At 59.8% G+C, this 20602-nt stretch carries 25 protein-coding genes; 20 read left to right on the forward strand and 5 right to left on the reverse strand.

Going from position 1 to position 20602, the window contains the following annotated elements:
• Positions 1–287 precede the first annotated feature (287 nt).
• Both XH79_RS42775 and XH79_RS42780 read left to right on the forward strand, forming a co-directional pair.
• Positions 288–671 carry a response regulator gene (locus XH79_RS42775; protein WP_172646929.1) on the forward strand — a complete coding sequence of 128 codons (384 nt, stop codon included), beginning with the start codon at positions 288–290 and terminating at the stop codon, positions 669–671.
• An 89-nt stretch (positions 672–760) separates the two neighbouring features.
• Complete coding sequence (locus XH79_RS42780; RefSeq protein ID WP_271585630.1) at positions 761–1534, forward strand: sensor histidine kinase; 774 nt, start codon at positions 761–763, stop codon at positions 1532–1534.
• 56 nt (positions 1535–1590) lie between these two features.
• Here the strand turns inward: XH79_RS42780 and XH79_RS42785 are convergent, their stop codons facing one another.
• Positions 1591–1791, reverse strand: a complete 201-nt coding sequence (locus XH79_RS42785; RefSeq protein ID WP_014493230.1) for a hypothetical protein — start codon at positions 1789–1791, stop codon at positions 1591–1593.
• Between the two features lie 432 nt (positions 1792–2223).
• Here XH79_RS42785 and XH79_RS42790 point away from each other — a divergent pair, with 432 nt between their 5' ends.
• The 7 genes from XH79_RS42790 to XH79_RS42820 all read left to right on the forward strand — a co-directional run bounded on the left by XH79_RS42790 (position 2224) and on the right by XH79_RS42820 (position 7589).
• Positions 2224–3300: a fatty acid desaturase gene (locus XH79_RS42790; RefSeq protein ID WP_172646927.1), complete on the forward strand. Its 1077-nt coding sequence runs from the start codon at positions 2224–2226 to the stop codon at positions 3298–3300.
• Positions 3301–3350: 50 nt separating this feature from the next.
• Positions 3351–3857, forward strand: a complete 507-nt coding sequence (locus tag XH79_RS42795; RefSeq protein ID WP_049803101.1) for a hypothetical protein — start codon at positions 3351–3353, stop codon at positions 3855–3857.
• 150 nt (positions 3858–4007) lie between these two features.
• Complete coding sequence (locus tag XH79_RS42800; protein ID WP_253590966.1) at positions 4008–4361, forward strand: CsbD family protein; 354 nt, start codon at positions 4008–4010, stop codon at positions 4359–4361.
• Between the two features lie 48 nt (positions 4362–4409).
• Complete coding sequence (locus XH79_RS42805) at positions 4410–4679, forward strand: hypothetical protein (RefSeq protein WP_172646926.1); 270 nt, start codon at positions 4410–4412, stop codon at positions 4677–4679.
• An 86-nt stretch (positions 4680–4765) separates the two neighbouring features.
• A complete protein-coding gene (locus XH79_RS42810; protein WP_271585631.1) occupies positions 4766–5533 on the forward strand; it encodes a DUF1236 domain-containing protein in 768 nt (255 codons plus the stop codon).
• Positions 5534–5759: 226 nt separating this feature from the next.
• On the forward strand, positions 5760–6644 hold the full coding sequence (locus XH79_RS42815) for a transglutaminase family protein (RefSeq protein WP_271585632.1): 885 nt from the start codon (positions 5760–5762) through the stop codon (positions 6642–6644).
• Positions 6645–6779: 135 nt separating this feature from the next.
• Positions 6780–7589 (forward strand): transglutaminase family protein, encoded by an 810-nt coding sequence (locus tag XH79_RS42820; RefSeq protein ID WP_271585633.1) that lies wholly within the window; start codon positions 6780–6782, stop codon positions 7587–7589.
• A gap of 215 nt (positions 7590–7804) precedes the next feature.
• Here the strand turns inward: XH79_RS42820 and XH79_RS42825 are convergent, their stop codons facing one another.
• Positions 7805–8008, reverse strand: a complete 204-nt coding sequence (locus XH79_RS42825) for a hypothetical protein (protein ID WP_271585634.1) — start codon at positions 8006–8008, stop codon at positions 7805–7807.
• Positions 8009–8423: 415 nt separating this feature from the next.
• On the opposite strand from XH79_RS42825, the gene XH79_RS42830 reads away from it, so the two are divergent.
• From XH79_RS42830 to XH79_RS42855, 6 genes are all read left to right on the forward strand, one after another.
• Positions 8424–8825, forward strand: a complete 402-nt coding sequence (locus XH79_RS42830) for a hypothetical protein (RefSeq protein WP_271585635.1) — start codon at positions 8424–8426, stop codon at positions 8823–8825.
• Positions 8826–8852: 27 nt separating this feature from the next.
• A complete protein-coding gene (locus XH79_RS42835; protein WP_271585636.1) occupies positions 8853–9224 on the forward strand; it encodes a signal transduction histidine kinase in 372 nt (123 codons plus the stop codon).
• Between the two features lie 121 nt (positions 9225–9345).
• Complete coding sequence (locus tag XH79_RS42840; RefSeq protein ID WP_172646921.1) at positions 9346–9702, forward strand: response regulator; 357 nt, start codon at positions 9346–9348, stop codon at positions 9700–9702.
• An 86-nt stretch (positions 9703–9788) separates the two neighbouring features.
• Positions 9789–10187 (forward strand): low affinity iron permease family protein, encoded by a 399-nt coding sequence (locus XH79_RS42845; RefSeq protein ID WP_172646920.1) that lies wholly within the window; start codon positions 9789–9791, stop codon positions 10185–10187.
• Between the two features lie 114 nt (positions 10188–10301).
• Entirely contained in the window at positions 10302–11093 is a 792-nt protein-coding gene (locus tag XH79_RS42850) for an alpha/beta fold hydrolase (protein ID WP_172646919.1), read from the forward strand.
• 29 nt (positions 11094–11122) lie between these two features.
• Entirely contained in the window at positions 11123–12214 is a 1092-nt protein-coding gene (locus XH79_RS42855) for a PAS domain-containing sensor histidine kinase (protein WP_442870029.1), read from the forward strand.
• A gap of 63 nt (positions 12215–12277) precedes the next feature.
• On the opposite strand, the gene XH79_RS42860 is transcribed toward XH79_RS42855, so the two are convergent.
• The gene (locus XH79_RS42860) at positions 12278–13435 is read right to left on the reverse strand and encodes an AI-2E family transporter (protein ID WP_244981005.1); all 1158 of its coding nucleotides are present in this window, start codon (positions 13433–13435) and stop codon (positions 12278–12280) included.
• Between the two features lie 103 nt (positions 13436–13538).
• Positions 13539–14543, reverse strand: coding sequence for an alpha/beta fold hydrolase (locus XH79_RS42865; protein ID WP_244981004.1), 1005 nt, complete (start codon positions 14541–14543; stop codon positions 13539–13541).
• Positions 14544–14715: 172 nt separating this feature from the next.
• Between XH79_RS42865 and XH79_RS42870 the strand changes: the two genes are divergently transcribed.
• From XH79_RS42870 to XH79_RS42890, 5 genes are all read left to right on the forward strand, one after another.
• Complete coding sequence (locus tag XH79_RS42870; RefSeq protein WP_168388416.1) at positions 14716–14880, forward strand: hypothetical protein; 165 nt, start codon at positions 14716–14718, stop codon at positions 14878–14880.
• Between the two features lie 418 nt (positions 14881–15298).
• The gene (locus XH79_RS42875) at positions 15299–15766 is read left to right on the forward strand and encodes a hypothetical protein (RefSeq protein ID WP_225895067.1); all 468 of its coding nucleotides are present in this window, start codon (positions 15299–15301) and stop codon (positions 15764–15766) included.
• A 182-nt stretch (positions 15767–15948) separates the two neighbouring features.
• Positions 15949–16626, forward strand: a complete 678-nt coding sequence (locus XH79_RS42880; RefSeq protein ID WP_253590959.1) for a Crp/Fnr family transcriptional regulator — start codon at positions 15949–15951, stop codon at positions 16624–16626.
• Positions 16627–17599: 973 nt separating this feature from the next.
• Positions 17600–18601 carry a sensor histidine kinase gene (locus XH79_RS42885; RefSeq protein ID WP_271585638.1) on the forward strand — a complete coding sequence of 334 codons (1002 nt, stop codon included), beginning with the start codon at positions 17600–17602 and terminating at the stop codon, positions 18599–18601.
• Between the two features lie 331 nt (positions 18602–18932).
• Entirely contained in the window at positions 18933–19226 is a 294-nt protein-coding gene (locus XH79_RS42890; protein ID WP_225895068.1) for a hypothetical protein, read from the forward strand.
• 60 nt (positions 19227–19286) lie between these two features.
• Here XH79_RS42890 and XH79_RS42895 read toward each other — a convergent pair whose 3' ends face one another.
• Positions 19287–20585, reverse strand: a complete 1299-nt coding sequence (locus XH79_RS42895; protein ID WP_271585639.1) for a glycoside hydrolase family 130 protein — start codon at positions 20583–20585, stop codon at positions 19287–19289.
• Between the last annotated feature and the right edge of the window lie 17 nt (positions 20586–20602).

A 20602-nucleotide genomic window follows, 5' to 3' on the forward strand; every position in this document is an offset into this window, starting at 1 on the left:
TGGATAGAGCCCGCAAGATGCCGCCGGGAGACGAGCGTGCGGATGCGATGAAAATGGCTACGATCCTGGAGAACGCCGCTGAAATGCTCGAGCATTTCAGCGGCAGGGTCGGCGTGCCAGCAAAATGACGGTTGAGAGCTATCTTCTTTTCGCGCTCCACCGTTCAGGCCCAAACTCGGATATTTAGGAAAACAGCACCTGGGCATGGATCGTCGGGGCACCGAGATGCTTGTCTCAGATCAATCGCTTGTTTCAGTCACACCCGTTTTCCCGTGGATGCCCATCCGATGGTGCCCGATCTTTCACGCAGTCCGGCCGTCGTTCTCGTCGTAGAGGACGAGATGATGCTCCGCATGCGCGCGGTCGACATGGTGGAAGACGCCGGTTACACGCCGCTTGAAGCTCTGGATACCGACGAAGCCGTCGCAATCCTGGAATCCAGGTCCGACATCGCGCTCATGTGCACCGACATTCAGTTGCCCGGCAGCATGGACGGCCTGGGTCTTGCGCATACCGTGCATAAGCGTTGGCCAGCGATCAAGATCATCCTGGTGTCGGGACAATTGAACCCATCGAGCATCGATCTTCCCCCCTGCAGCAGATTTTTTGGCAAACCACTCCAAGCCTGGCAAATCATAGCTGAGTTACGCAGCATGATTGGCCACGCCTGAATCTCGTCGTTCTTGGCGCCGGATGCCGCCAGAGGGAATGCTCGGCCGAAATCAAGTGCGGTACCCAGCCCAAGGTGATACAATTGCAAATGCTTGAAGTTGATCTCCGTACGGACAAGCGCCCCGGCGGCGCAGAATTCCACCAGGACTTTCTGGCGGAGAATGTCAGCCTGCGGCTACTCCTGGCGCAGGCTGAGATCAATACGAGGAGCCTGCTTGCCAAGGCCGGTATCGATGCCAAAGAACGCGAGGCATCCGACAAGCTGCAGAAGCTGATCCTCGAAGAGCTGCATCACCGCATCAAGAACACGCTCGCGACCGTCGCCGCAATCGTGTCCCAGAGCCTGCGCAACCTGCAGGGGGTTGAGCACGCGCAGCGCGCCATCGAGGGCCGGCTCCTGGCACTCGGCCGGGCGCACGATCTCCTTCTGCAGGCAAAATGGTCCAGCGCCGATCTTGGCACGGTCGTTCGCAGCGCCATCGAAGCCTTCGACAATCCCGACGAATCGAAATTCTCGATCGCGGGACCCGATATCCGGATGGCGTCGGGTGCCGTCATCGCCGTCGCGATGACGCTCAACGAGCTTTGCACGAATACCACCAAGTTCGGCGCCCTGTCGGTCCCGGAGGGACGCGTCGACATCATCTGGACGGTGGACCAAGCGACACAACGCTTGCACCTCACCTGGACCGAAAAGAATGGCCCGGTCGTCCAGCCGCCCGCAAAGCGCAGCTTCGGAACACGGCTGATCGAAACCCTGGGCAAGCAGTTGCGGGGTGACGTGCAACTAGCCTATGCGTCGACGGGGTTTTCGTACACGTTCGACGTGCCAATAGCCGCGCTGAGCACCCCGGCCACATAGCTTGTGCGCGACGTATCGCGTGACGTGAGTGGACTCCCTTTTCGGGCTTCGGGCCCTTAGGTCTTGAGTGATTTTACTTGTTCATCTGCCGGCAGCCGGCAGACGAGTTCGCAATTGGAGCATTCGAAAGTCCGCAGGTCAGGATTGCCGTGGTCGGATTCGATCCGGGTCAGCGTCATGCGGCCCTGGCACTTCGGACAGCGCGGTCGTGCGATCGGAATAAGCGAGGGCTCGGGGCGCGCGAAGATTTCGGGCATGTGATGCTCCTTCCGGGTCGGGGCCGTTCACCTGTGGTCGTGAAGCGAATCGGACGGCACCAAAATCGCGCACCACCTGACCGGCTGCTGATCAATATTGCTCACATTTTCCGAGAAGTGATTGCAAGATCGGTCAAGGAGTCCGGCCCGCATTCGCCGCATCCCGAAAGCGTACACCTCGTAGCCTCGATCAACCCGCGTCCTTTCTGAAGTGCCGGCTCCCGGACTGAGCAATATTGCTCAGCAAGACATCCGGACGCGGATTAGCATTGGGTTCGATCATCGCATGTCCTGCGGTAGCCCGCGTCGCTTATCGGCGCGGTGCTCGGTGTCATGGGTTACCTCGTGCCGAACCCGGGCTCGTCGTGATCATTCCGGTCGTCGATGATGTCGCGGCCTGGCTTTGGCGGCTCACTCCGAAAGCAGTTAGACATGGTTCAATATCCACCGGAAGCCCGCTCGCTGGCAGCGCTGCTCGCCCGGTATCGCCAACCCGATGACGCGCGCGGCATTTTCGAGCTGGTGATCACGGCAGTACCCTTTTCTGTCATCTGGGCTCTGATGCTCGTCGGCGTTGTCCGCGGCCATGGGATTGGCCTGCTGCTGGCCGTGCCCGCGGCAGGCCTGCTCGTTCGTCTCTTCATGATCCAGCATGACTGCGGCCACGGGTCTTTCTTTCGCAGCCGGCTTGCAAACGATTGGATCGGCCGAGCCATCGGCGTTGTCACTTTGACTCCCTACGATTATTGGCGGCGCAACCATGCGCGGCATCACGCGAGTTCAGGCAATCTCGATCATAGAGGCTCGGGCGACATCGATACATTGACCGTGAGTGAGTTTGCCGCACGGTCTCGATGGCGCCAGATCCTCTATCGCCTGTACCGGCATCCGATCGTCATGTTTGGCGTGGGCCCGACATATCTGTTCATCTTGCGGCATCGATTGCCGATTGGGATGATGCGTAACGGCTGGCAGCCATGGCTGAGCACGATGGGCACGAACGTCGCCATCGCGGTTCTGATCGTCGGCATGATCCGGCTGGTAGGCCCTGGGCCATTCCTGCTGGTGCATCTGCCGATCATGGTTCTGGCTGCGTCGATCGGCGTCTGGCTGTTCTATGTCCAACACCAGTTCGAGAACACCTCATGGTCATGCGATGAAGCCTGGAGCTTTCACGAAGCTGCGCTCTATGGCAGTTCGCACTATCACTTGCCGTGGGTCTTGCGCTGGTTCACCGCGAACATCGGCGTCCACCACGTCCATCATCTATGCAGTCGAATTCCCTGCTATCGGCTGCCGGACGTGCTCCGGGATCATCCGGAACTCGCAAATGTGGGCCGAATCACCCTCGTCCAGAGCTTGCGATGTGTGCCGAAGGCCTTGTGGGACGAGAAGGAGCGACGGCTCATTTCGTTCCGAGACGCCAAAATAGGTCTGGTCGCGCGCCATAAGGGGACGCAGAGCAATGGTTCCGTTGCGGGTCCTGGAATTCGCCGCTTGAATTCGTGAACTTAACGATGGGTTCGCGCTTGGTTCATTGGAGAACCCGCTTGAGCCGCATGTTCAAACCCTTTGTGTTTCTGATCGCAGCCATCTACTTCCTGGTGGACGCGGTCTTTTTCACTCTCTTCAAACCTGTCTTTCGCCGGTTGGCGAACTGCTGGTTTTTCGAGCGCGTGCGAGCGTGGATCGAGTCGCTTCGCCCTTATCCGGCTCTGGCACTGTTCCTCGTGCCGGTCATCTTGCTTGAACCTGTCAAGCCTCTTGCGGCTTACCTGACGGCGACCGGGCACATCGGTCGCGGGTTTGCGCTCCTCATCGTCGGCGAGCTTCTCAAACTCCTGCTCATCGAGCGGCTCTTCTGCGTCAACCGCGACAAGCTGATGTCAATTCCTGCTTTCGCCTGGTGCCACGATAGGTTTTGCCAAGGCCAGGACTGGGTCGCGTCCCTGCCGGCATGGCAACTCGTGCGTCGTTGGAGCTTCAATGCCAAGCACGCCGTTCAACGACATGCCCTGGAATTCAAGGCTGCGCAGAAGCGAAAGCGGCTTTCCTGGCGATCTTGATCCGTCTCTTCGGCGCGGTCGAGCGGCAGGCGTGGACTGCTGGGAGCTCAGATCGCAACCACATTTGCAGGCCGCGCTCTCTGCGCGCAGGAACGTCGCGGGGTCCTGCCAGTTAGCTCGCCGAGACTTTCACCCCAGGGAGTATCTGCTATGGAGAACGATCGCATTGCCGGTTCGGCGAAGGAGTTCGCCGGTAAGCTCGAGGGCACCGTCGGCGATATCGCCGGAGATGCAAAGAGCCAGGCAGCGGGCCGTCTCCGCGAGGCGAAAGGCACCGCGCAGAACCTGTACGGCCAAGCCAAGGACGCAGCGCGCGACGTTACGGATGCCGCCGCCGACTACGCCAAGGACGCCTATGAGAACAGCGGCGAGACCTTCCGCGACGGCACACAAGCGATCGCGAGGAAGGTGCAGGATAATCCGCTCGGTTCGATGCTGATCGCCGGCGCGATCGGATTTGTGTTGGCGCAATGGCTGGCGCGCCCGACGCGGCGCGCACGATAGCGTTTGGGACGGGTGCAGCCGAGCAATTGCTGGATTGGAGATTGAATCATGAGCGACGACATCCCGCTCGCCCCCTTCCCCAACGAAAGCCTGGATCCTGCTTCAGAGCCGAAATCTCCTATCGCGGAAGTCTCCGACGCCGTGAAGGGGACCGCCAATCGGGTTGCGGGCGCGATAGAGGCTGGACGAAAGCCAGGAATGCCGCTGAGCGTCCTGAGCAATATCGCGCGCGAAGCCCCTCTTGGCTCTCTGCTGGTCGCCTTCCTGTTGGGAGTTGCCATCGCACGCCGCCGATGGCGCCTTGCGCAGCTCGCGTGATGGCTCAATCGGAGAAAGCGGAACTCTAGGAGGTCGGAGCCGTTGCACCCTATGGCCGGCGTCCGTCGGCATAGATTCAATTTGAATTGGAAAATCAGATGAGAAAGTCATTAATGGTTTCTGCGGCCGTTGCGGCCCTATTGGCCACGACTGGGTTTGCGACAGCTCAAGGCGCCAATCAAGGAGCGGCGAAGGACTCTCCGACGGCCGCTTCGCCGAAAGGTGATCCTGCGGCGCCGATGGATGCACCCGCGGCAAAGGGAGTCGAGAAGGCTACCCCAGGTGCTGGGTCAAAGGAGATGGCGCCCCAACATGCGGAGGGCAAGCCGGATGCGAAAACGACCGGTGACATGAAGGCCGATGGCAAGTCGAAGGCCTCGGAGTCGACGACGCCGGCCGCCACGAAGGACGTGAAGAATCCGACCGCCGAAACGACGTCGCCTTCGGGCGGCAAGGCGGCGAGCGAGATGAAAGCCGAAAGCAAGACGAAATCGTCTGATTCGGCCGCGACCTCGAAGGACTTGAAGACTCCGACTGCCGAGACCAAGCCCTCGACCTCGGACAACAAGACGACCGGCAACGCCGCAGCCGCAGCGACAGCGACGCCTCCCGCCGAGAAGCGCACCCAGATCAGTTCGGCGATGAAGCAAGAGAAGGTCGAGGAAGTTGCAAACGTGAACTTCAACCTCTCGATCGGAACGGCCGTCCCGGCGGGCGTCCGCTACTACCCGATGCCGGCACGTATCGTCGAGATCTATCCGGAATGGCGTGGATACGATTTCATCCTCGTGCACGGAAGGTACATTGTTCTTCGCCCGCGCACCCACGAGATCGTCTACATCATCGAAGGCTAGGCGACCACGCCGGGCATATGACTGGCAGTTACGAGGGCGGCTCGAGAGCCGCCCTTGTTGTATGGGTCAACCAGACATGCGAACCTGCCCTGGCATCACTTGCGCCACGGCCTTCCGAAGATCTCGTCAGTTGTCGGCAAATTCAGGTACATTTCCCGTCGGAATGCGATCGTCGCCATCAATCGAGCGAATCGTGAGCCCTTAACCCTCGTCGACCGGCGACATCATGGCGATCTTCATCGTCCGGCATAGTACAACGTACCGGTACGAGGGCGAGGTAAGGCTCGGCCGGCATCAGCTAATGGCACGTCCGCGGGACAGCTTCGATCAACGACTGATTGACTTCTCGCTCGATGTGACGCCGAAGCCCTCAGAGGTGAGATGGCTTCATGATGTCTTTGGGAATTGCGTCGCACACATCGAATTTGACCGCGCGAGCGATTACTTGCGATTCGACTGTGAAATCAAGGTTGACCACACTCCGGAGAACGCCCCGGACTTTAGGATTGAGGATTACGCGAAGGACCATCCATTCACGTATCATGACGAAGAGGCGCCTGACCTGGCACCTTATGTTCAGAGATGGTTCTCCGACCCGGAAGATCATGTTGGCCGGTGGCTGGACACCTTTCTCACGCGGGGGACGAAACGTCCGACGGGCCAGCTCCTGATGACCCTCAATGAAGCAATCTCGGATGGCTTCGCATATGACCGCCGCACGGCGCCAGGAACTCAAATTCCCTCCACCACACTTGAACTGAGGAAAGGCACCTGCAGGGACTTTGCCGTCTTGATGATTGAAGCTGCGCGAAGCCTGGGCTTCGCCGCACGCTTTATCACCGGCTATATCTACGTACCGGATCGCGATGGTCCTGTCTGGCTGGGCGGGGGAGCCACCCATGCCTGGTGCCAGATTTACATCCCCGGTTCGGGCTGGGTCGAGTTCGATCCGACCAACGGCATCGTCGGAAACCGGGACTTAATTCGCGTCGCGGTGGCCAGAATCCCGAGCCAGGCCATTCCCCTGTTCGGCACCTATTGGGGAAGTCGCGAGGACGAGCTTGGAATGAATGTGGAGGTCAACGTCAAAACGGCGTCGGCTCTATTGTAGCTGCCGTGATGAAGTGGCTGGAACACAAGCACCACCAGGGCGTTGGGGTTCGCGCCGCGCTGTGTCGCGAGTGTAGGGTGAGCACACACAAGATCGAAGCAGTCGAGCAGCCTTCTCGACCTTGGAGGATGTCGAGTGAAGATCCGGGTCGGCTATGAGATGGTCTACGAGTTTCCGCAGCCCACACCCATGATCATGGTCCTGGGCGTTCATTTTACCCGGGCTTCCGACGTTATCGTGCCTGACTATCTGACCACTGATCCTCCGGTGGCGATCAACCCATACCGCGATGGCTTCGGTAACTGGTGCACCCGTATCGTTGCTCCAGCCGGTCAACTGCGCCTGGCGGCTGATGGCATCATTCGCGACACGGGCTTGCCGGACGCCACCGTGCCCTCGGCTTCTCAACACGCGGTCGAGGACTTGCCGGCAGAGACGATCGTGTATCTTCTCGGCAGTCGCTATTGCGAAACCGACCAGCTATCCGACACCGCGTGGAAGCTCTTCGAGAAGCAGCCGCCCGGATGGGCGCGCGTTCAGGCGATCTGCGATTTCGTCCACAATCACATTCAATTCGGCTACGAGCACGCGCGCGCCACCAAGACCTCCCGGGAAGTGTACCACGAGGGCAAGGGCGTTTGTCGCGACTTTGCGCATCTGGCCATTACGTTCTGCCGCTGCATGAACATTCCGGCAAGGTACTGCACCGGCTATTTGGGCGACATCGGCATGCCGCCCCCCTATGCCCCAGGAGACTTCGCCGGATGGTTCGAGGCCTACATTGGCGGACGTTGGTACACGTTCGATCCGCGCAACAACGTGCCACGGATTGGACGCATCCTGATTGCCCAGGGACGTGACGCTGCTGACGTTCCGATTACGCAGACGTTCGGGCCCAACACCCTGGTGAGCTTCAAGGTGTGGACCGACGAGATCACTTCCTAGCAACGCGACTTGCGGCTTTCCTGGAACGAATGTCGGCGGCGTTGCTTGGTAACGGGCGACCGGATGCAAGTGCCCCCACGCATCCGATGAAATGGCGGCCCCAGCGCGCCCCCACGCCCTGGGGCCGTTCCTTTAGGAAAGCCCTTCTGGTCTGCTCTCTGGGCCGGAGCTTCTCACGCAAAGCAGCACTTTACTCTTCGAAACTGAGATCGCCGTCAGCCAGTCCCTTTCGGGGCGCGGTTGGGCTTCTTCGGTATCAGCCATTTCCTCATCTCAGCGGCAAAGCCAAGTTGCTCGGCTTTTCTGATGGCTTCGAATCGGATCGCTCCAGCTGGCAACTGCCTTGCTTGCGCCAGAGCCTCGGATGCCCGGGTAGCCCAATCGTGACAGTCCAGATCGTTGCGCGGCAGCGTTGTCATTTCATCGTCCTCACCTTGCACTCCAAAGCCAGCACTGGTCGCCACGTCGCGCGAGGCGTTAGGGGCCCTGGCTTGTGACCCGAGCACGCTCGCCCCCTGCGGAATAAGGGCAGCGGCACTATCGAACTCTCACCGATCGGCGTCCACGGCGATCGCAGCAGTATGGACCCGGCAGCGCCGCCCGCTGGTCAATATTGCTCACGACCGGGAGTTTGGCGGGATCACCGCAGTCCGCTGTCGCGGCAATGCTCTTTGCACGACGCAACTGGACGCCAAACAATGCCAACTATCGTGCAAGTTTATTTGGACCCTGGGCTCGTTGTCGGGACCTTTGATCCCCATATCTATTTGAGTCTGATCACCCCATCGGGGTTTGTTCGGAAGGGGCCGCGACTTTCAGCGAAAGGGGCCCGACGTGTTTAGACCTCAGCAATCTCGGGCGAGAGAAGCCAAGCACGGCGAGCTGACCAAGCGCCCGCCCGATCCGGATGAGAACCGCTCGCACGGCGGAGCCCTTGCGGCCCAAGAAGAACGTGTTTTGCGGTGTCTGGGCGCGGCCATCATCATGCAATGGAACGCCCTGCCGACGACCCTGCAGCGGCAGATCTTCGACACTGCAGGGTCGGTCGGCAAGTTACTGGCGACATCGGCGCTCCGCAGCCAAATCGCCCGGTTTCTTCACAACCACAAGGATGATGCCGGTCGCGGCAAATTACCGGTGACAGAAGACTCGCCTGCCGATGCAAGATCAAATGCCCTGGCGCTGTCGCGATGGGACAACGAGGGAGGAGCAGTCCACGACTGCCCGCCGATCTAGATGGACGCCGATAACAGGAGGACTCCCATGTCGCTTACACAGTTTCGGGTCGATGACGGACCACACGTCATGGATGGACTAAGGCTTCTCGCTCAGGATGGAAATGATTGCGTGGAAGCGTTTATTGGGCGGAAGGTGATGGACGTCTGGGCGGACTCCATCGAGCATGGTGGTGGGCGACAAAGCCTGTTTCGCGATCAATACAATGCGCTTGGCAGACTGAACCTTGCCGCACTTCAGCGGATCGTGAGCGCGAAATACCAGCGAGGCGCGGTATTCAACCGACAGCATCCCTTCGTCGAGGTTCTATTCTCCGACATTGCGGACAGCGGCGAGGCGCTGGATCTGAGTGAACTGGTTCGAGAGACGTTGCCACCGGCATTTCACAGGATGGCCTGAGTCTCTGATTCCGAGAATGCTGCGACGTTGGCAGCGTCGCCGCGGAACCCTCTCAAGGCTGGGCCGTTCCAGACTTGCAACAGTCGTCAAGAGTATTGAGGAGCCACCGGTGCGAATACTTATGGTCGAGGACGATCCACTTGTCCGCGAATTGGTGGTCGACGCTCTGCGCGAGGAAGGCTACGAGGTCTTTCACGCCTCCAATGGTGAGCAAGCGCTGGCATTGTGCAAGAGGCAGATCGCGGACGTTCTGGTCACCGACATCAGGCTGCCCGGCGGAGTTGACGGGTGGCAGATCGCCGAACGTTGTCGGGAGCATGATCCCCAGCTGCAGGTGATCTACGCGACCGGCTTCTCGCCCGTCGAGGCCCGTCCGGTGCCTGGCAGTCTCACCTTGCACAAGCCCTACCAACCCGACCGCATCGTCGAAGCGGTCAGAAAAATGGGAAAAGAAAGACGGCCTCCTTCCATCAGCTGACGGCGCTCCTTGCGGTCCGTCGATCGCCAATAGCTGACTAGCGGACATCTGCGGTGTGGCTTCCGCTTCGCCAAGGAAATCATTCAATGCGCGCAAATCTGCCCATAGGCTCTACGTCCGCGAATGCTCAGCCGAGCGGCAATTGGTTCGCCCGGCTGGCAGTTGCGACCTCGCGCATTTCCGGCCGACCGACGACCTTTCTGCTGGCAGTTGCCGTCGTACTCGTGTGGGCGATCACGGGTCCCTTATTCGGCTTCAGCGATACCTGGCAGCTCGTCATCAACACGGGCACGACAATCGTGACGTTCCTGATGGTCTTTCTGATCCAGGCAACGCAGAACCGCGACACGCTGGCCTTGCAGTTGAAACTCGACGAATTGATCCTGGCGACAAAGGCCGCAAGCAACCGCATTGCGGGCATCGAGGAGGCGTCGGATGAAGAAATCAAGAAAGCGAAAGTCGAGATGCTCGAGCGCGCCGGCTGATCCGGATCGGCTCGCAGGACCGGGCATCTCCACTGCATTCAGGCCTCGCAAACCGGACCGCGGCCCGGCGACGTTAGAGGAACTGCACGATAAAGGGCGATACGGGGAGTCCTGATGGCAGGCACAATCAAACGAAATAACGTTCGCGTTCGCGGCGCCGGCCACCGGACGATGATCTTCGCACACGGCTTCGGGTGCGACCAGAACATGTGGCGCTTTGTGGCTCCCGCGTTCGAAAAGGATTTCATGACCGTTGTGTTCGACCACGTCGGTGCCGGCGGCTCCGACCTCTCGGCCTACGACAGCGCCAAATATTCGACCCTGTCCGGCTACGCCAAAGACGTGGTCGAAATCGGCACGGAGCTCGGATTGAAGGATTCCGCCTTCGTAGGACATTCCGTCAGCAGCATGATCGGCGTGCTGGCCGCCCGACAAGCCCCCGGGATGTTCGGCAAGCTTGTACTCATCGGTCCGTCACCCCGTTACATCGACGACGACGGATACGTTGGTGGGTTCAGCGCTCAGCAGATCGAGGAATTGCTCAGGTTTCTCGACTCGAACCACATGGGTTGGTCGATGCAGATGGCGCCGATGATCATGGGCAATCCCGACCGACCGGAATTGGGTCAGGAGCTAACCAATAACTTCTGCAGCACCGATCCCGAAATCGCCAAAGCGTTCGCCCGGGTGACCTTCACCTCCGACAACCGCGAAGACCTCGCGGAGGTCTCCCTTCCGACGCTCGTTCTCCAGTGTAGCGAGGATATTATCGCCCCTCCGGAGGTCGGCGAGTTTGTCGCCCGCAATATTCCCAACAGCCGGATGATCGTCCTGGACGCGACCGGGCATTGCCCAAATCTGAGCGCGCCGGAAGAGGTCATCGCGGCGATGCGACCTTTTGTCTAGTGCGCGCCTCCGATCCCCAGTTCAAGGACATGATCGACAAAGCGCCGTGCGGTTACGTCACCCTGCAGCCGAACGGCCGGATCGAGTACGTCAACCTCACCTTCCTGGAATGGAGCGGACATACGGCGCCACGGATGACCGGGAAGCGCTTCAGCGATTTCCTGACCATGCCGGGCCGTATCTATTACGAAACCCATATCGCGCCGCTGCTCCGAATGCAGGGATCCTTCGACGAATTCGCCATCGACGTGTTAACCGCCGCCGGTACGCCGCTGCAGATGATCGCCAACGCGAACGAGCGCCGCGATCCGGAAGGAAGGCTGCTGCTCATCCGTCTAGCCCTGATCAAGGCGACGGATCGGCGGCGCTACGAGCACGAGCTTCTGGCCGACCGAGAATTGGCGATTGGCGCCGAGAAGGCGACGCAAGAACTGCTGCGGCTCGAGCACGAAACCTCCGAGTTGCGCGAACAGTTCATCGCCGTGCTCGGTCACGATCTTCGCAATCCTCTCGCCTCCATTAGCGCCGGCGCGAGAATTCTCGACCGAACCGTCCATAGCGAAAAGGAACACCAGATCATCGCCATGATGCAGACCACGGTCATGCGAATGGCCTCGATGATCGACAACGTTCTCGACTTCGCGCGCGGTCGGCTGGGCGGCGGCATTACCCTGGAACGCGATGCAAGAGCGCCGCTCGAACCTGCCCTTGCCCAGGTGGTCGACGAACTGAGACTGGCCTCACCCGGCCGGGTCATCGAGACCGAATTTGCCATCCACGAGCCGGTGAACTGCGATCGCATCCGCATCGGCCAACTCCTCTCCAACCTTCTCGGCAACGCGGTGACGCACGGGGCAACCGACAAACCCGTCGTCGTTCACGCCGAGACGCGAAAGGGATCGTTCGAACTCTGGGTAGCCAATGCGGGTGAGGCGATTCCGGAAACGGTGATGGAGAAGTTGTTCGAACCGTTCTTCCGCGGCAAAGCTCGTGCGAGCAAGCAGGGGCTTGGATTGGGGCTCTACATCGCCTCTCAGATCGCAAAGGCCCATGGGGGCGCTTTGACCGTCGCATCGAACTCCGCTGGAACCCGCTTCACCTTCTCTATGCCTCTTTCGTAGCCTGCCAGCACTGGCCGTGCCCCGCCGGCGGTACGTCCTCAATCCATCACCAAGACGCTGCGATTATCCTTCGAGGACGTGCCCCAAAGCCTTTAGCGGACGGACGCGATCGCTGACGATCTTCAGGATGGCCAGCATTGGAACGGCCAGGATCGCGCCGGGCACCCCCCACATCCAGAACCAGAACACCAGCGACAGGATGATCAGCACGGGGTTCAGGGTGAAGCGTCGCGCAAGCAGCATGGGAGTCAGGGTCTCGCCCTCGGCGAGGTGGATGCAGAAGTAAAGAATCGCCGGCAGCAAGGCCCACCACAAGCTGTCGAAACTCAACATTCCGGCCAGCAGGAAGATGATGGTTCCCAACAACGGCCCGAGAATTGGAACGTAATTGAGCAGGAAGGCAGCGGCTCCCCACAACAAGGGATCTCCAAGCCCGCAGAGGTACATCGCAACCGCCGTCGCAATTCCCACCGCAGCATTCATGGCCGTGATTGTGAGCAGATAGGCCGATATGTCCGCTTCGATCTGCTGGAAGATGTCCACGGCCTGCCTCTTGTCGGCAAAATTCGGCAGCACCTCGACGATGCGTCGCAGAAAAATGTCGCCTGCGACCAGAAGGAAATAGAGCACCAGAACCGTCGTGAACAGGCCGTCGAGCACAGCGCGCGTTCCGGCAAAGAGCACGCCGGTCAGACCGAGATCGCGGCGAACCGAAACGGTGGGCTCCTTTTTCCCGGGAGAGTCCGCGACGTGCTCCGCCTGCTGGACAACCTTTTGCAGCGCTTCGATCGGGCGCTTCAGGACGACCAGATGAGTTTCCAGGCGCGGTAAGCCGTCCGGCAACTTCTCCGCCCACGACGCGGCGGGTACTGACAAGGCTGCCACGAAGCCCACGAGCGCTCCCACGACCAGCAGGATCGCCAAGAGCGCGCCGACGGCACGGGGTAGGCCGATACGCTCGAGAAGATCCACAGCAGGTTGCAGAATGAGTTGCAACACGAAGGCGAGCACCACGGGCAATATGATCGAGCTTGCCACGTATACGGCCGCCAGGACGGCCAGTGTCAACAGGCTACCGAGAAAGAACGTCTGCGGACTGGACGGCAGAGGCATCTCGACATTGTCGACCGCCTGCGTTGGCAAGGCCTCCGATTCCGACGCGCCGGCGTCCTGCCCTGGCGACGAGAGGGGCTCCTGCGGCAACATCGAAAGCGAAACCAAGGGTCTCCTCCATCCTCCACGCAAATCTGTCCTGCCGGCAGCCAGGTATCCCTGCGCGGTCATGACGAGCGGTACGCGCCAGCGCATCGCCGCATCCGACGGACTAGTGCAGGGTCTCGGCAGCGGCTTCGTCGATAGCCGCCATTAGATCTCGCGTGGCAGATTGCTGGATCATATGTCCGGCTCCGGCAATGCGGTGCAGCTTGCTCTGCTTGACCTCGTCATGCAGCCTGGCCGATTGCTCATCGATATCGATCAAACGATCATCCTCGCCCGCAAGTATGATCGTCGGCATGTCGAGTTCGCCGTAGGTCTTCGAAGAAGCAAATGCAGCGGGAACCATCAACGTCGATTCCGCCGCACTGGCGCGGAGCTGTGATGGCCGGACGGCCATTTCCTTCGGAAAGCCGGCGAATTTGCCGGGGACTGGTTGCGGGCCAAACACCTTGCGCAACATTGCCGGCCACATCAATCGACCCAGGATCGGTGAGACGGTGTAGCTGATGATATCGCCAAGCGCGGGTGTGGCGGGTAGAGATGAGGCCACTGCGTCGGCTCGCGCGGTCGGAAAATAGTATCCCGATGCCAGCACCAGCGCTTCGACGAAGGAAGGATGCCTTATCGCCAGCGCGACCGCGACCGACGCCCCCCACGAATGCCCGAGTACGATGGCTCGCTGAACGCCCAGCCCATCAAATGCCTTCCTGAACAGGTCCGCCTGTGCCTCCGGCGTCCAAACCACATTTCGCGGCCGCAGGCTATGCCCGAATCCGGGTCGGTCGAAGACGATGACCCTGTAATTCTCGGCTGCCAGATCGATCAGGCCGCTCGACTCGAAATCCTGGATCATGCTGCCATTGCCGTGGAAGAGAACCAGCGGCCGGCCATTGCCGCGCTCCACATAGTGCAGCCGAACCCCGTCGACGTCGATGAACCGACCCCGTGGCGGGTTATCACGCTGCGCTTTATCGGCAAGATGCCGGTTCGCGATCGCCGTCGCCGCCACAAGGGTAGCGGCCCCAGCAAACGCGGCGATGGCGGGATATCGCCTGAAGGCGGCCAGACAGTCGGATAGGAATGCGGAAGAACGTGTTTGCGAAAAAGCCATGTGCAACACCTCAAGTGGTCTGCACGACGCCTCACGCCAATGAGAAATGTTGCAGCTGATGCTCAACGGGGACGAGCGAGCTTTCGTTCCACGCGGTCAATCGCAGCTTTGGGAACATAGAGACCTCGGTCCCGTTCAACATTGTTACTCTTCCCAAGGAGTGACTGGTCCAATGACTAACAAGAAGAACCCGAATGAGAAGCAGCCTGGCGAGAACCCCGATGGCAAGTACCATTTCAACCCTGGAAATATGGCAGGGAAAACGCCGGGGGATGCGGAGCAGACCGACAAAAATCGCGGCACTCCGCATGATCACAAGGAAGAGCCCGGCGGTTAGAACTTGTCGATGAGGCCGCCAATTGGCGGCCTCGCTTTCTCTCGCGGCGGCCGGTGAAGGGCACGGCCGCTGTGATTTTGCTCAGACTCAGACTGATGACCGTTCTACGCTAACAGAGACATCCATGGACCGGAACGAAAAGCCCGGCCACGAGGGCCGGGCCGATCGGAAGTATGAGTCCAAGTCAGGCAATCAAAGAACAGAGCACGCGTAGACAGCGCTGGCTGTTCAAAAAGGAACAGAATGCGTGGACCGCTGGCACTCGCCGCCCAACTGCGTGGGAATGTAGCTAGGGTCGTACAGGTCTGAGCATCGCAGGGCATGCGATCCAGCCGATTTGTGGAAAGCTTCGTCTAGGGTGACGTCGTGCGGCAATGTGTCCATCCAAATTTGTCCGAATGGTCTCCACGCAGGCTGAATGAGCAATTTGGTACAGCCGCCCAGCGATCGACATGCTTGGCTTCCTCAAGCTATCTCGATCCTCTCAGTCAAAGGCGACATCATGGACATCTCCCGGGAGACAAAGGCGACCGCGCGCTCCGTTCTGTGGGGTGCTGTGGCTGGGGCGATGGCCCTGGCGATCGTTGGCTTCAGCTGGGGCGGCTGGGTGACCGGTGGGTCCGCAGAGACCCTCGCTGCAAGCCGCGCTGCGACGGCCGTCGTCGCAGCTCTCACACCCATCTGCGTTGAAAAGTTTCGACAGACCGCTGATGCCTCGGCGAACCTGACCGAAATGAAGAAGGCGACCTATGTATCGGAACAAGGCAAGTTCGTCGAAAAGGGAGGTTGGGCCACGATGCCGGGAAGCACCGAGCCAAACTCGGCCGTTGCACGGGCTTGTGCCGAATCGCTCGGCCGCGAAAAAGCGGTGGAGCAACGCGGATAGCCGGCGAACCTGCGCAGGACGCGATCTGCGCAGTATTTCGGGATGTCCATACCTGGCCCCCCCTTGCGGGCCGGAATTCCCTGATGTGATTTCCGTTCCCGCTCTCCCGCGCTGCGCCTTCCACGAAGCGGACATTCTGCTAATATTACGGGGCACTACACCTAGGGAATGAGAGCGTCCATTTGGCCAAGCCCGCGAAGGACAAGTTTGATCCCAAGACCTTCCTCGCCAAGGTTGGGGCAGGAAAATCGATCTCAAAGCTTGGCAAGGGTCAGAACGTGTTCGTGCAGGGAGATGTCGCGGACGCGGTTTTCTACATTCAAAAAGGAAAGATCAAGCTCACGGTCGTTTCCGACCAGGGCAAGGAAGCCGTCGTCGGGATGTTGGAGCCGGGACAATTCTTTGGTGAAGGTTGTCTCAACGGCCAGCCATTGCGTATCGCGACGACTACGGCAATGGAAGACAGCATCATCACTAGAATATCGAAACCGGCAATGATTTCAGCGCTCGAAGGCAGGCCCAAGTTCTCCCAATTGTTCATGGCGTACCTGCTCACGCGCAATAGCCGAATCGAAGAAGATCTGATCGACCAACTATTCAACTCCAGCGAAAAACGTCTGGCGCGGCTGTTGCTTCTGCTCGCGAATTTCGGCAAGGAAACCAGCCCGCAGCCTATTGGGGTCAAGATCAGTCAGGAAACACTTGCCGAAATGATCGGCGCGACCCGATCGCGGGTTAGTTTCTTCATGAATAAATTCCGCAGGCTTGGCTTCATCAGCTACAATGGAAAAATCGAGGTCCACAGCTCGCTCCTGAACGCCGTTCTGATTGAGAAGTCGGAGCTGGGCCGGAAGGACTGACCGGCGCGCGACCGGTCGATTGATCGACTGCAGATGCGTGGCACCGCCATTTGGAGGTCGGGGCCGTCGGCCCCCTCGCCGGTCTTTAGCATTCGCCCTCTCGCTGGATCGCTGCGATGCTGATCGCGATCCAGTATGGTTGTTATTCGGTATGTGGCGACGGCATCGCTGCCGAGCGCGATCGAGATCAAACCGAGGGAAGTCGTTTCAAGCTCGATCAAGCAAGGTGATGCGCGTGAATGCGTTCAGCATACAGATCACGCATCGAGACGATTCCGCCGAACGAACACGGCGAGGACGGTCGGCCGACGTTTCAATTCGAAGGCACCTCAGACCGGTCTTACCTCGCGTGCCCGGCATCAGGGCGCGTGAGCAGGTGGGGACCAACAAGTGGGGCGTCAAAGAGTGAGCAAAATTGCACAGCGACCGCGAGCTGGATGTGATCGGATGACGCTGGGCGTCGCGGGCCGCCCCGCGCCGTTCGGGCGGCCCGAGATCTCGACCAGTGCCGAACTCGGGCCGCTCTTGTTTGGCTTGGCGCAGGAGCGCGAGTAGCAGGACGGACCGCTGAAGCGTGATAGATCATGGAAGCGCGCGATCTGTAATGAAATTGGTAGCCGCAGATCCGCGGAACCTGAAAGGTCGATATGACGCTAAAGATCAAAGAGCATACCTGCCCGGGATGCAGCGGAACGGGCTTCGCTGCGGTGATGCAGCCCGTGGAACCGGGCCGAAAGATCTACCCAGCAAAATGCCAGTCATGCAAAGGCAAGGGCAGGATCACGCACGCCGACTAAGGCAAAGGCTCATTCTTATCCGCTCGCGGCGTGTATGTCGGAGGGCGCAGGCCAGCCGGCGCGCGGGCCGATCACGGAAATTGATTCCGCCGCGCCTCGTTCTTCTGCTCATATGCACTGCCCGGCACCACCGCGCCCCTCAGCCGTTATCGGTGTACAAGATGGAAGCAAAACGGATGTCCTCCGATAAGATATCGATGCCGGTTTGGCATGAAAAGCACTTGCGTGCTGCGACCGACGCCGCCGGCGTGGCCTTGTGGGCCTGGAACGTGGATACGGACGCCATTACGATGGACGAACGCGCCTACGACCTGTGGGACGTTCCGAAGAGTGAAAAACACATCACATTCGAGATCTTGTCCAGGAACATCCATCCTGCCGATCTGGAACGAGTCAGGTCTGCGTTTGCCGCTACCCGCGCAATAGTAGGCGCTTACGAGATTGACTTTCGCATCTTGTTCGACGGCGACATCCGTTGGATCTCCGCGCGCGGGCAAGGCGACGATGTGGACATCGCCGATCGAACCATGTTTGGCATCTTCCTCGATGTTACCCAACGCAAGCAAGCCGAAGAAGCGAACGAGTTGCTGGCCGGTGAGATGAGCCATCGCGTGAAGAACCTTCTGACTATCGCGACCGCGCTTACTCAATTTACATCGCGTTCGGCCGCAACCAAAGAAGACATGGCCCACGAGCTAACAAATCGGCTGATGGCCTTGGGGCGTGCACAGGATCTCATTCGCCCCATACCGGGAAGGAAGAGCGAAGGAGCGCTTCTTGGTGACCTGGTCTCCATCTTGCTCGCGCCTTACGACGAAAGAGAGGCGAGCGTCCGCATTCGCGTTTCGGTGCCCAAGATGAAAGTCGGCGAAATGTCGAGCACAACGCTCGCTCTTGTGCTGCACGAACTGGCAACGAACTCGGCGAAATACGGTTCGCTATCGCTGGCAAGCGGCACCTTGGACGTGTCGTGCAATGCCCATGGCGACGAAGTCGTCGTGACCTGGACCGAGCGGGGTGGCCCGCCTCTTAAGGCTCCCGCAATGCTCAATGGCTTTGGAAGCAAATTGGTGCAGCGGAGCATGGCGGCCCAGCTCGGTGGCTCCATCGCATTCGACTGGTCGGAAGAGGGGCTGGTCGTTACGCTGATCATGAGCAAAGATCGCCTGGCAAGGTGAGGAACCTTGAGATCTTCGTATAGTAGCGGCCGGCGCAACGCGGAGCCTTGAAGACGGAGATCAGGTCCGCGTTCCAGAGTGGCCGGCCCTTCCGGGAGACTGCATGAGGGGGCCTCGCACAATGCCCATCGGCTCGACGTCTGCGGCCAGCGCCTGCGCCTAACCCGGCAATATGCCCGAAAGGCCTGAGCCCGTGACGCTGCGGACATGCCGCTTCCCTTTGAAAACTTCAAGGACGGGCGACTTCATATCGGTGCATCCGAGCAACCTCGTTGGAATCCGCGCGCCCGCTGAAAAGCTCAATTCAAGGTCGACCAAGCAAGAGATGCGCATGAATATGTTCGAGATTACGATCGCACGCATCGAGGTGATTCTGCCGAATGAACGTGGCGAGGACATTCGCCTGACGTTTCAGTTCGAAAGCCGTCAGACCAGTTTTACCTTGCCAATTTTCCTGAAGTCTTGCGAATTCGACGATACCGAGATCGTCAGGGTAGCCCGAAGCCAATTACACGACGTCTTCGCGCAGCTTTGCAGCCAGTGCGAGGATTGGCAGCTGACAGAGGACGAGCGTCGCGAGCTCGCAAGGATAAGCGTGCGGCCTGGCGTCAAGGCGCAGGAGTAGCTCGGGAACAAAAGCAGCTATTGAACTGGATGTATGCTCCTGAGATCAGCTGGCCGCGCCCTAGCATTTCATCGCGTTTATGAGCTCGGAAATCTCGATCGTTGCGAAATTCGAGAATGTGTCCGACACGGCATATGGCAGGATGATCTGGTTTTTGTGCCGCATCCCGCCGCACGTATAAACGACGTTAGGGACGTATCCTTCACGCTCGGATGGTTCAGGCCGCAATAGCGGCTCGCGCGAACGTGCCAGCACCTTGGATGGGTCGTGCTTGTCGAGCAGCGCCGCACCGATCGAGTATTTGCGGACCGGGCCGACACCGTGCGTCAGCAGCAGCCAACCCTCATCGAGTTCGATCGGCGACCCGCAATTGCCGATCTGGACGAACTCCCAGGGAAACTGCGGTTTCAAAATGGCTTGACCGCCATCCCACGTGTGGAGGTCGTCTGAATAGATTAGATACAGGTTCTCATTGTCCTGCCTCGCGATCATGGCATGCTGGCCGCCGATCTTGCGCGGGAACAGTGCCATGCCCTTGTTCCGAGCCGCAGCCCCTCGCAGGGGCGTCAGTCGAAACGACATGAAATCACTGGTCTCGATTAATTCGGAGCGGATGGCTCGACCGCTGTAAGCGGTATAGGTCGCGTAATACGTCTTTCGATCGCCGTCGCTGAATTCGACAAAGCGCGCGTCCTCTATGCCGTTCGATTGGGATTCTGTGACGGGAAAGATGACGCGCTCGGTCAGGTCTTCTTCGGGCTTGAAAGTCAGCTCGACACGCTCGCCGTCCGGCCCCGATATGCGATGGCAAATCCTCGGAATCGACGCGAGCCGAGCCGTCGGATCAACAGCCAGACTGCCGTCAGCCGCGATGGTCCCGGTTCGAAACGTCAGTGACGATACATGCCCTTCGCCTATGGCACGGAGACTGAGGATGAAGCGCACGCCGCCCTTCGGCGCTCCCGATTGATCGGGGTGCGCCACGATGCTCGGATTGAACAAGGCAGAGGCTTCGAATGAATACTCATTGAGGAAATAGGCGCCGACCAGCTGGCGCTGCTTCTTTGAGAAGACGCCATGCGTCGCGAAAGCGTCCTCCATTTCGTCCGCGCGGGCCTCGAATCTTTCCAACAGGTTGCGATGTCGCCCCTTGAAATTGTCCAGCACGTCCGCGAGCTGAGCGGCAACGGCTTCCTGATCGAGTGCGAGAACTCGCTCGACGATATGATTTGCGCGCATCTTGTCGGTGGGGTTGAGATCGCGCGGTTCAGTCGCCGGCTTGAATGGCCGCACGATAACTCGCGCGGGATCGGGACGCAGATGAAGCGCCTGCCGGTTCAGGAAGGTAGCTTGTGACACGGTATCCTCAGGTCGCT

Source organism: Bradyrhizobium sp. CCBAU 45389 (assembly GCF_028128625.1).
Taxonomy (GTDB): Bacteria; Pseudomonadota; Alphaproteobacteria; order Rhizobiales; family Xanthobacteraceae; genus Bradyrhizobium; species Bradyrhizobium liaoningense_B.

Bases quoted from the DNA above. Each gene is read 5' to 3' on its own strand.
- XH79_RS42775 (WP_172646929.1), top strand. From the start codon at position 288: ATGGTGCCCGATCTTTCACGCAGTCCGGCCGTCGTTCTCGTCGTAGAG.
- XH79_RS42780 (WP_271585630.1), top strand. From the start codon at position 761: ATGCTTGAAGTTGATCTCCGTACGGACAAGCGCCCCGGCGGCGCAGAA.
- XH79_RS42785 (WP_014493230.1), bottom strand. From the start codon at position 1,791: ATGCCCGAAATCTTCGCGCGCCCCGAGCCCTCGCTTATTCCGATCGCA.
- XH79_RS42790 (WP_172646927.1), top strand. From the start codon at position 2,224: ATGGTTCAATATCCACCGGAAGCCCGCTCGCTGGCAGCGCTGCTCGCC.
- XH79_RS42795 (WP_049803101.1), top strand. From the start codon at position 3,351: ATGTTCAAACCCTTTGTGTTTCTGATCGCAGCCATCTACTTCCTGGTG.
- XH79_RS42800 (WP_253590966.1), top strand. From the start codon at position 4,008: ATGGAGAACGATCGCATTGCCGGTTCGGCGAAGGAGTTCGCCGGTAAG.
- XH79_RS42805 (WP_172646926.1), top strand. From the start codon at position 4,410: ATGAGCGACGACATCCCGCTCGCCCCCTTCCCCAACGAAAGCCTGGAT.
- XH79_RS42815 (WP_271585632.1), top strand. From the start codon at position 5,760: ATGGCGATCTTCATCGTCCGGCATAGTACAACGTACCGGTACGAGGGC.
- XH79_RS42825 (WP_271585634.1), bottom strand. From the start codon at position 8,008: ATGACAACGCTGCCGCGCAACGATCTGGACTGTCACGATTGGGCTACC.
- XH79_RS42835 (WP_271585636.1), top strand. From the start codon at position 8,853: ATGTCGCTTACACAGTTTCGGGTCGATGACGGACCACACGTCATGGAT.
- XH79_RS42840 (WP_172646921.1), top strand. From the start codon at position 9,346: ATGGTCGAGGACGATCCACTTGTCCGCGAATTGGTGGTCGACGCTCTG.
- XH79_RS42845 (WP_172646920.1), top strand. From the start codon at position 9,789: ATGCGCGCAAATCTGCCCATAGGCTCTACGTCCGCGAATGCTCAGCCG.
- XH79_RS42850 (WP_172646919.1), top strand. From the start codon at position 10,302: ATGGCAGGCACAATCAAACGAAATAACGTTCGCGTTCGCGGCGCCGGC.
- XH79_RS42855 (WP_442870029.1), top strand. From the start codon at position 11,123: ATGATCGACAAAGCGCCGTGCGGTTACGTCACCCTGCAGCCGAACGGC.
- XH79_RS42865 (WP_244981004.1), bottom strand. From the start codon at position 14,543: ATGGCTTTTTCGCAAACACGTTCTTCCGCATTCCTATCCGACTGTCTG.
- XH79_RS42870 (WP_168388416.1), top strand. From the start codon at position 14,716: ATGACTAACAAGAAGAACCCGAATGAGAAGCAGCCTGGCGAGAACCCC.
- XH79_RS42875 (WP_225895067.1), top strand. From the start codon at position 15,299: ATGAGCAATTTGGTACAGCCGCCCAGCGATCGACATGCTTGGCTTCCT.
- XH79_RS42885 (WP_271585638.1), top strand. From the start codon at position 17,600: ATGTCCTCCGATAAGATATCGATGCCGGTTTGGCATGAAAAGCACTTG.
- XH79_RS42890 (WP_225895068.1), top strand. From the start codon at position 18,933: ATGAATATGTTCGAGATTACGATCGCACGCATCGAGGTGATTCTGCCG.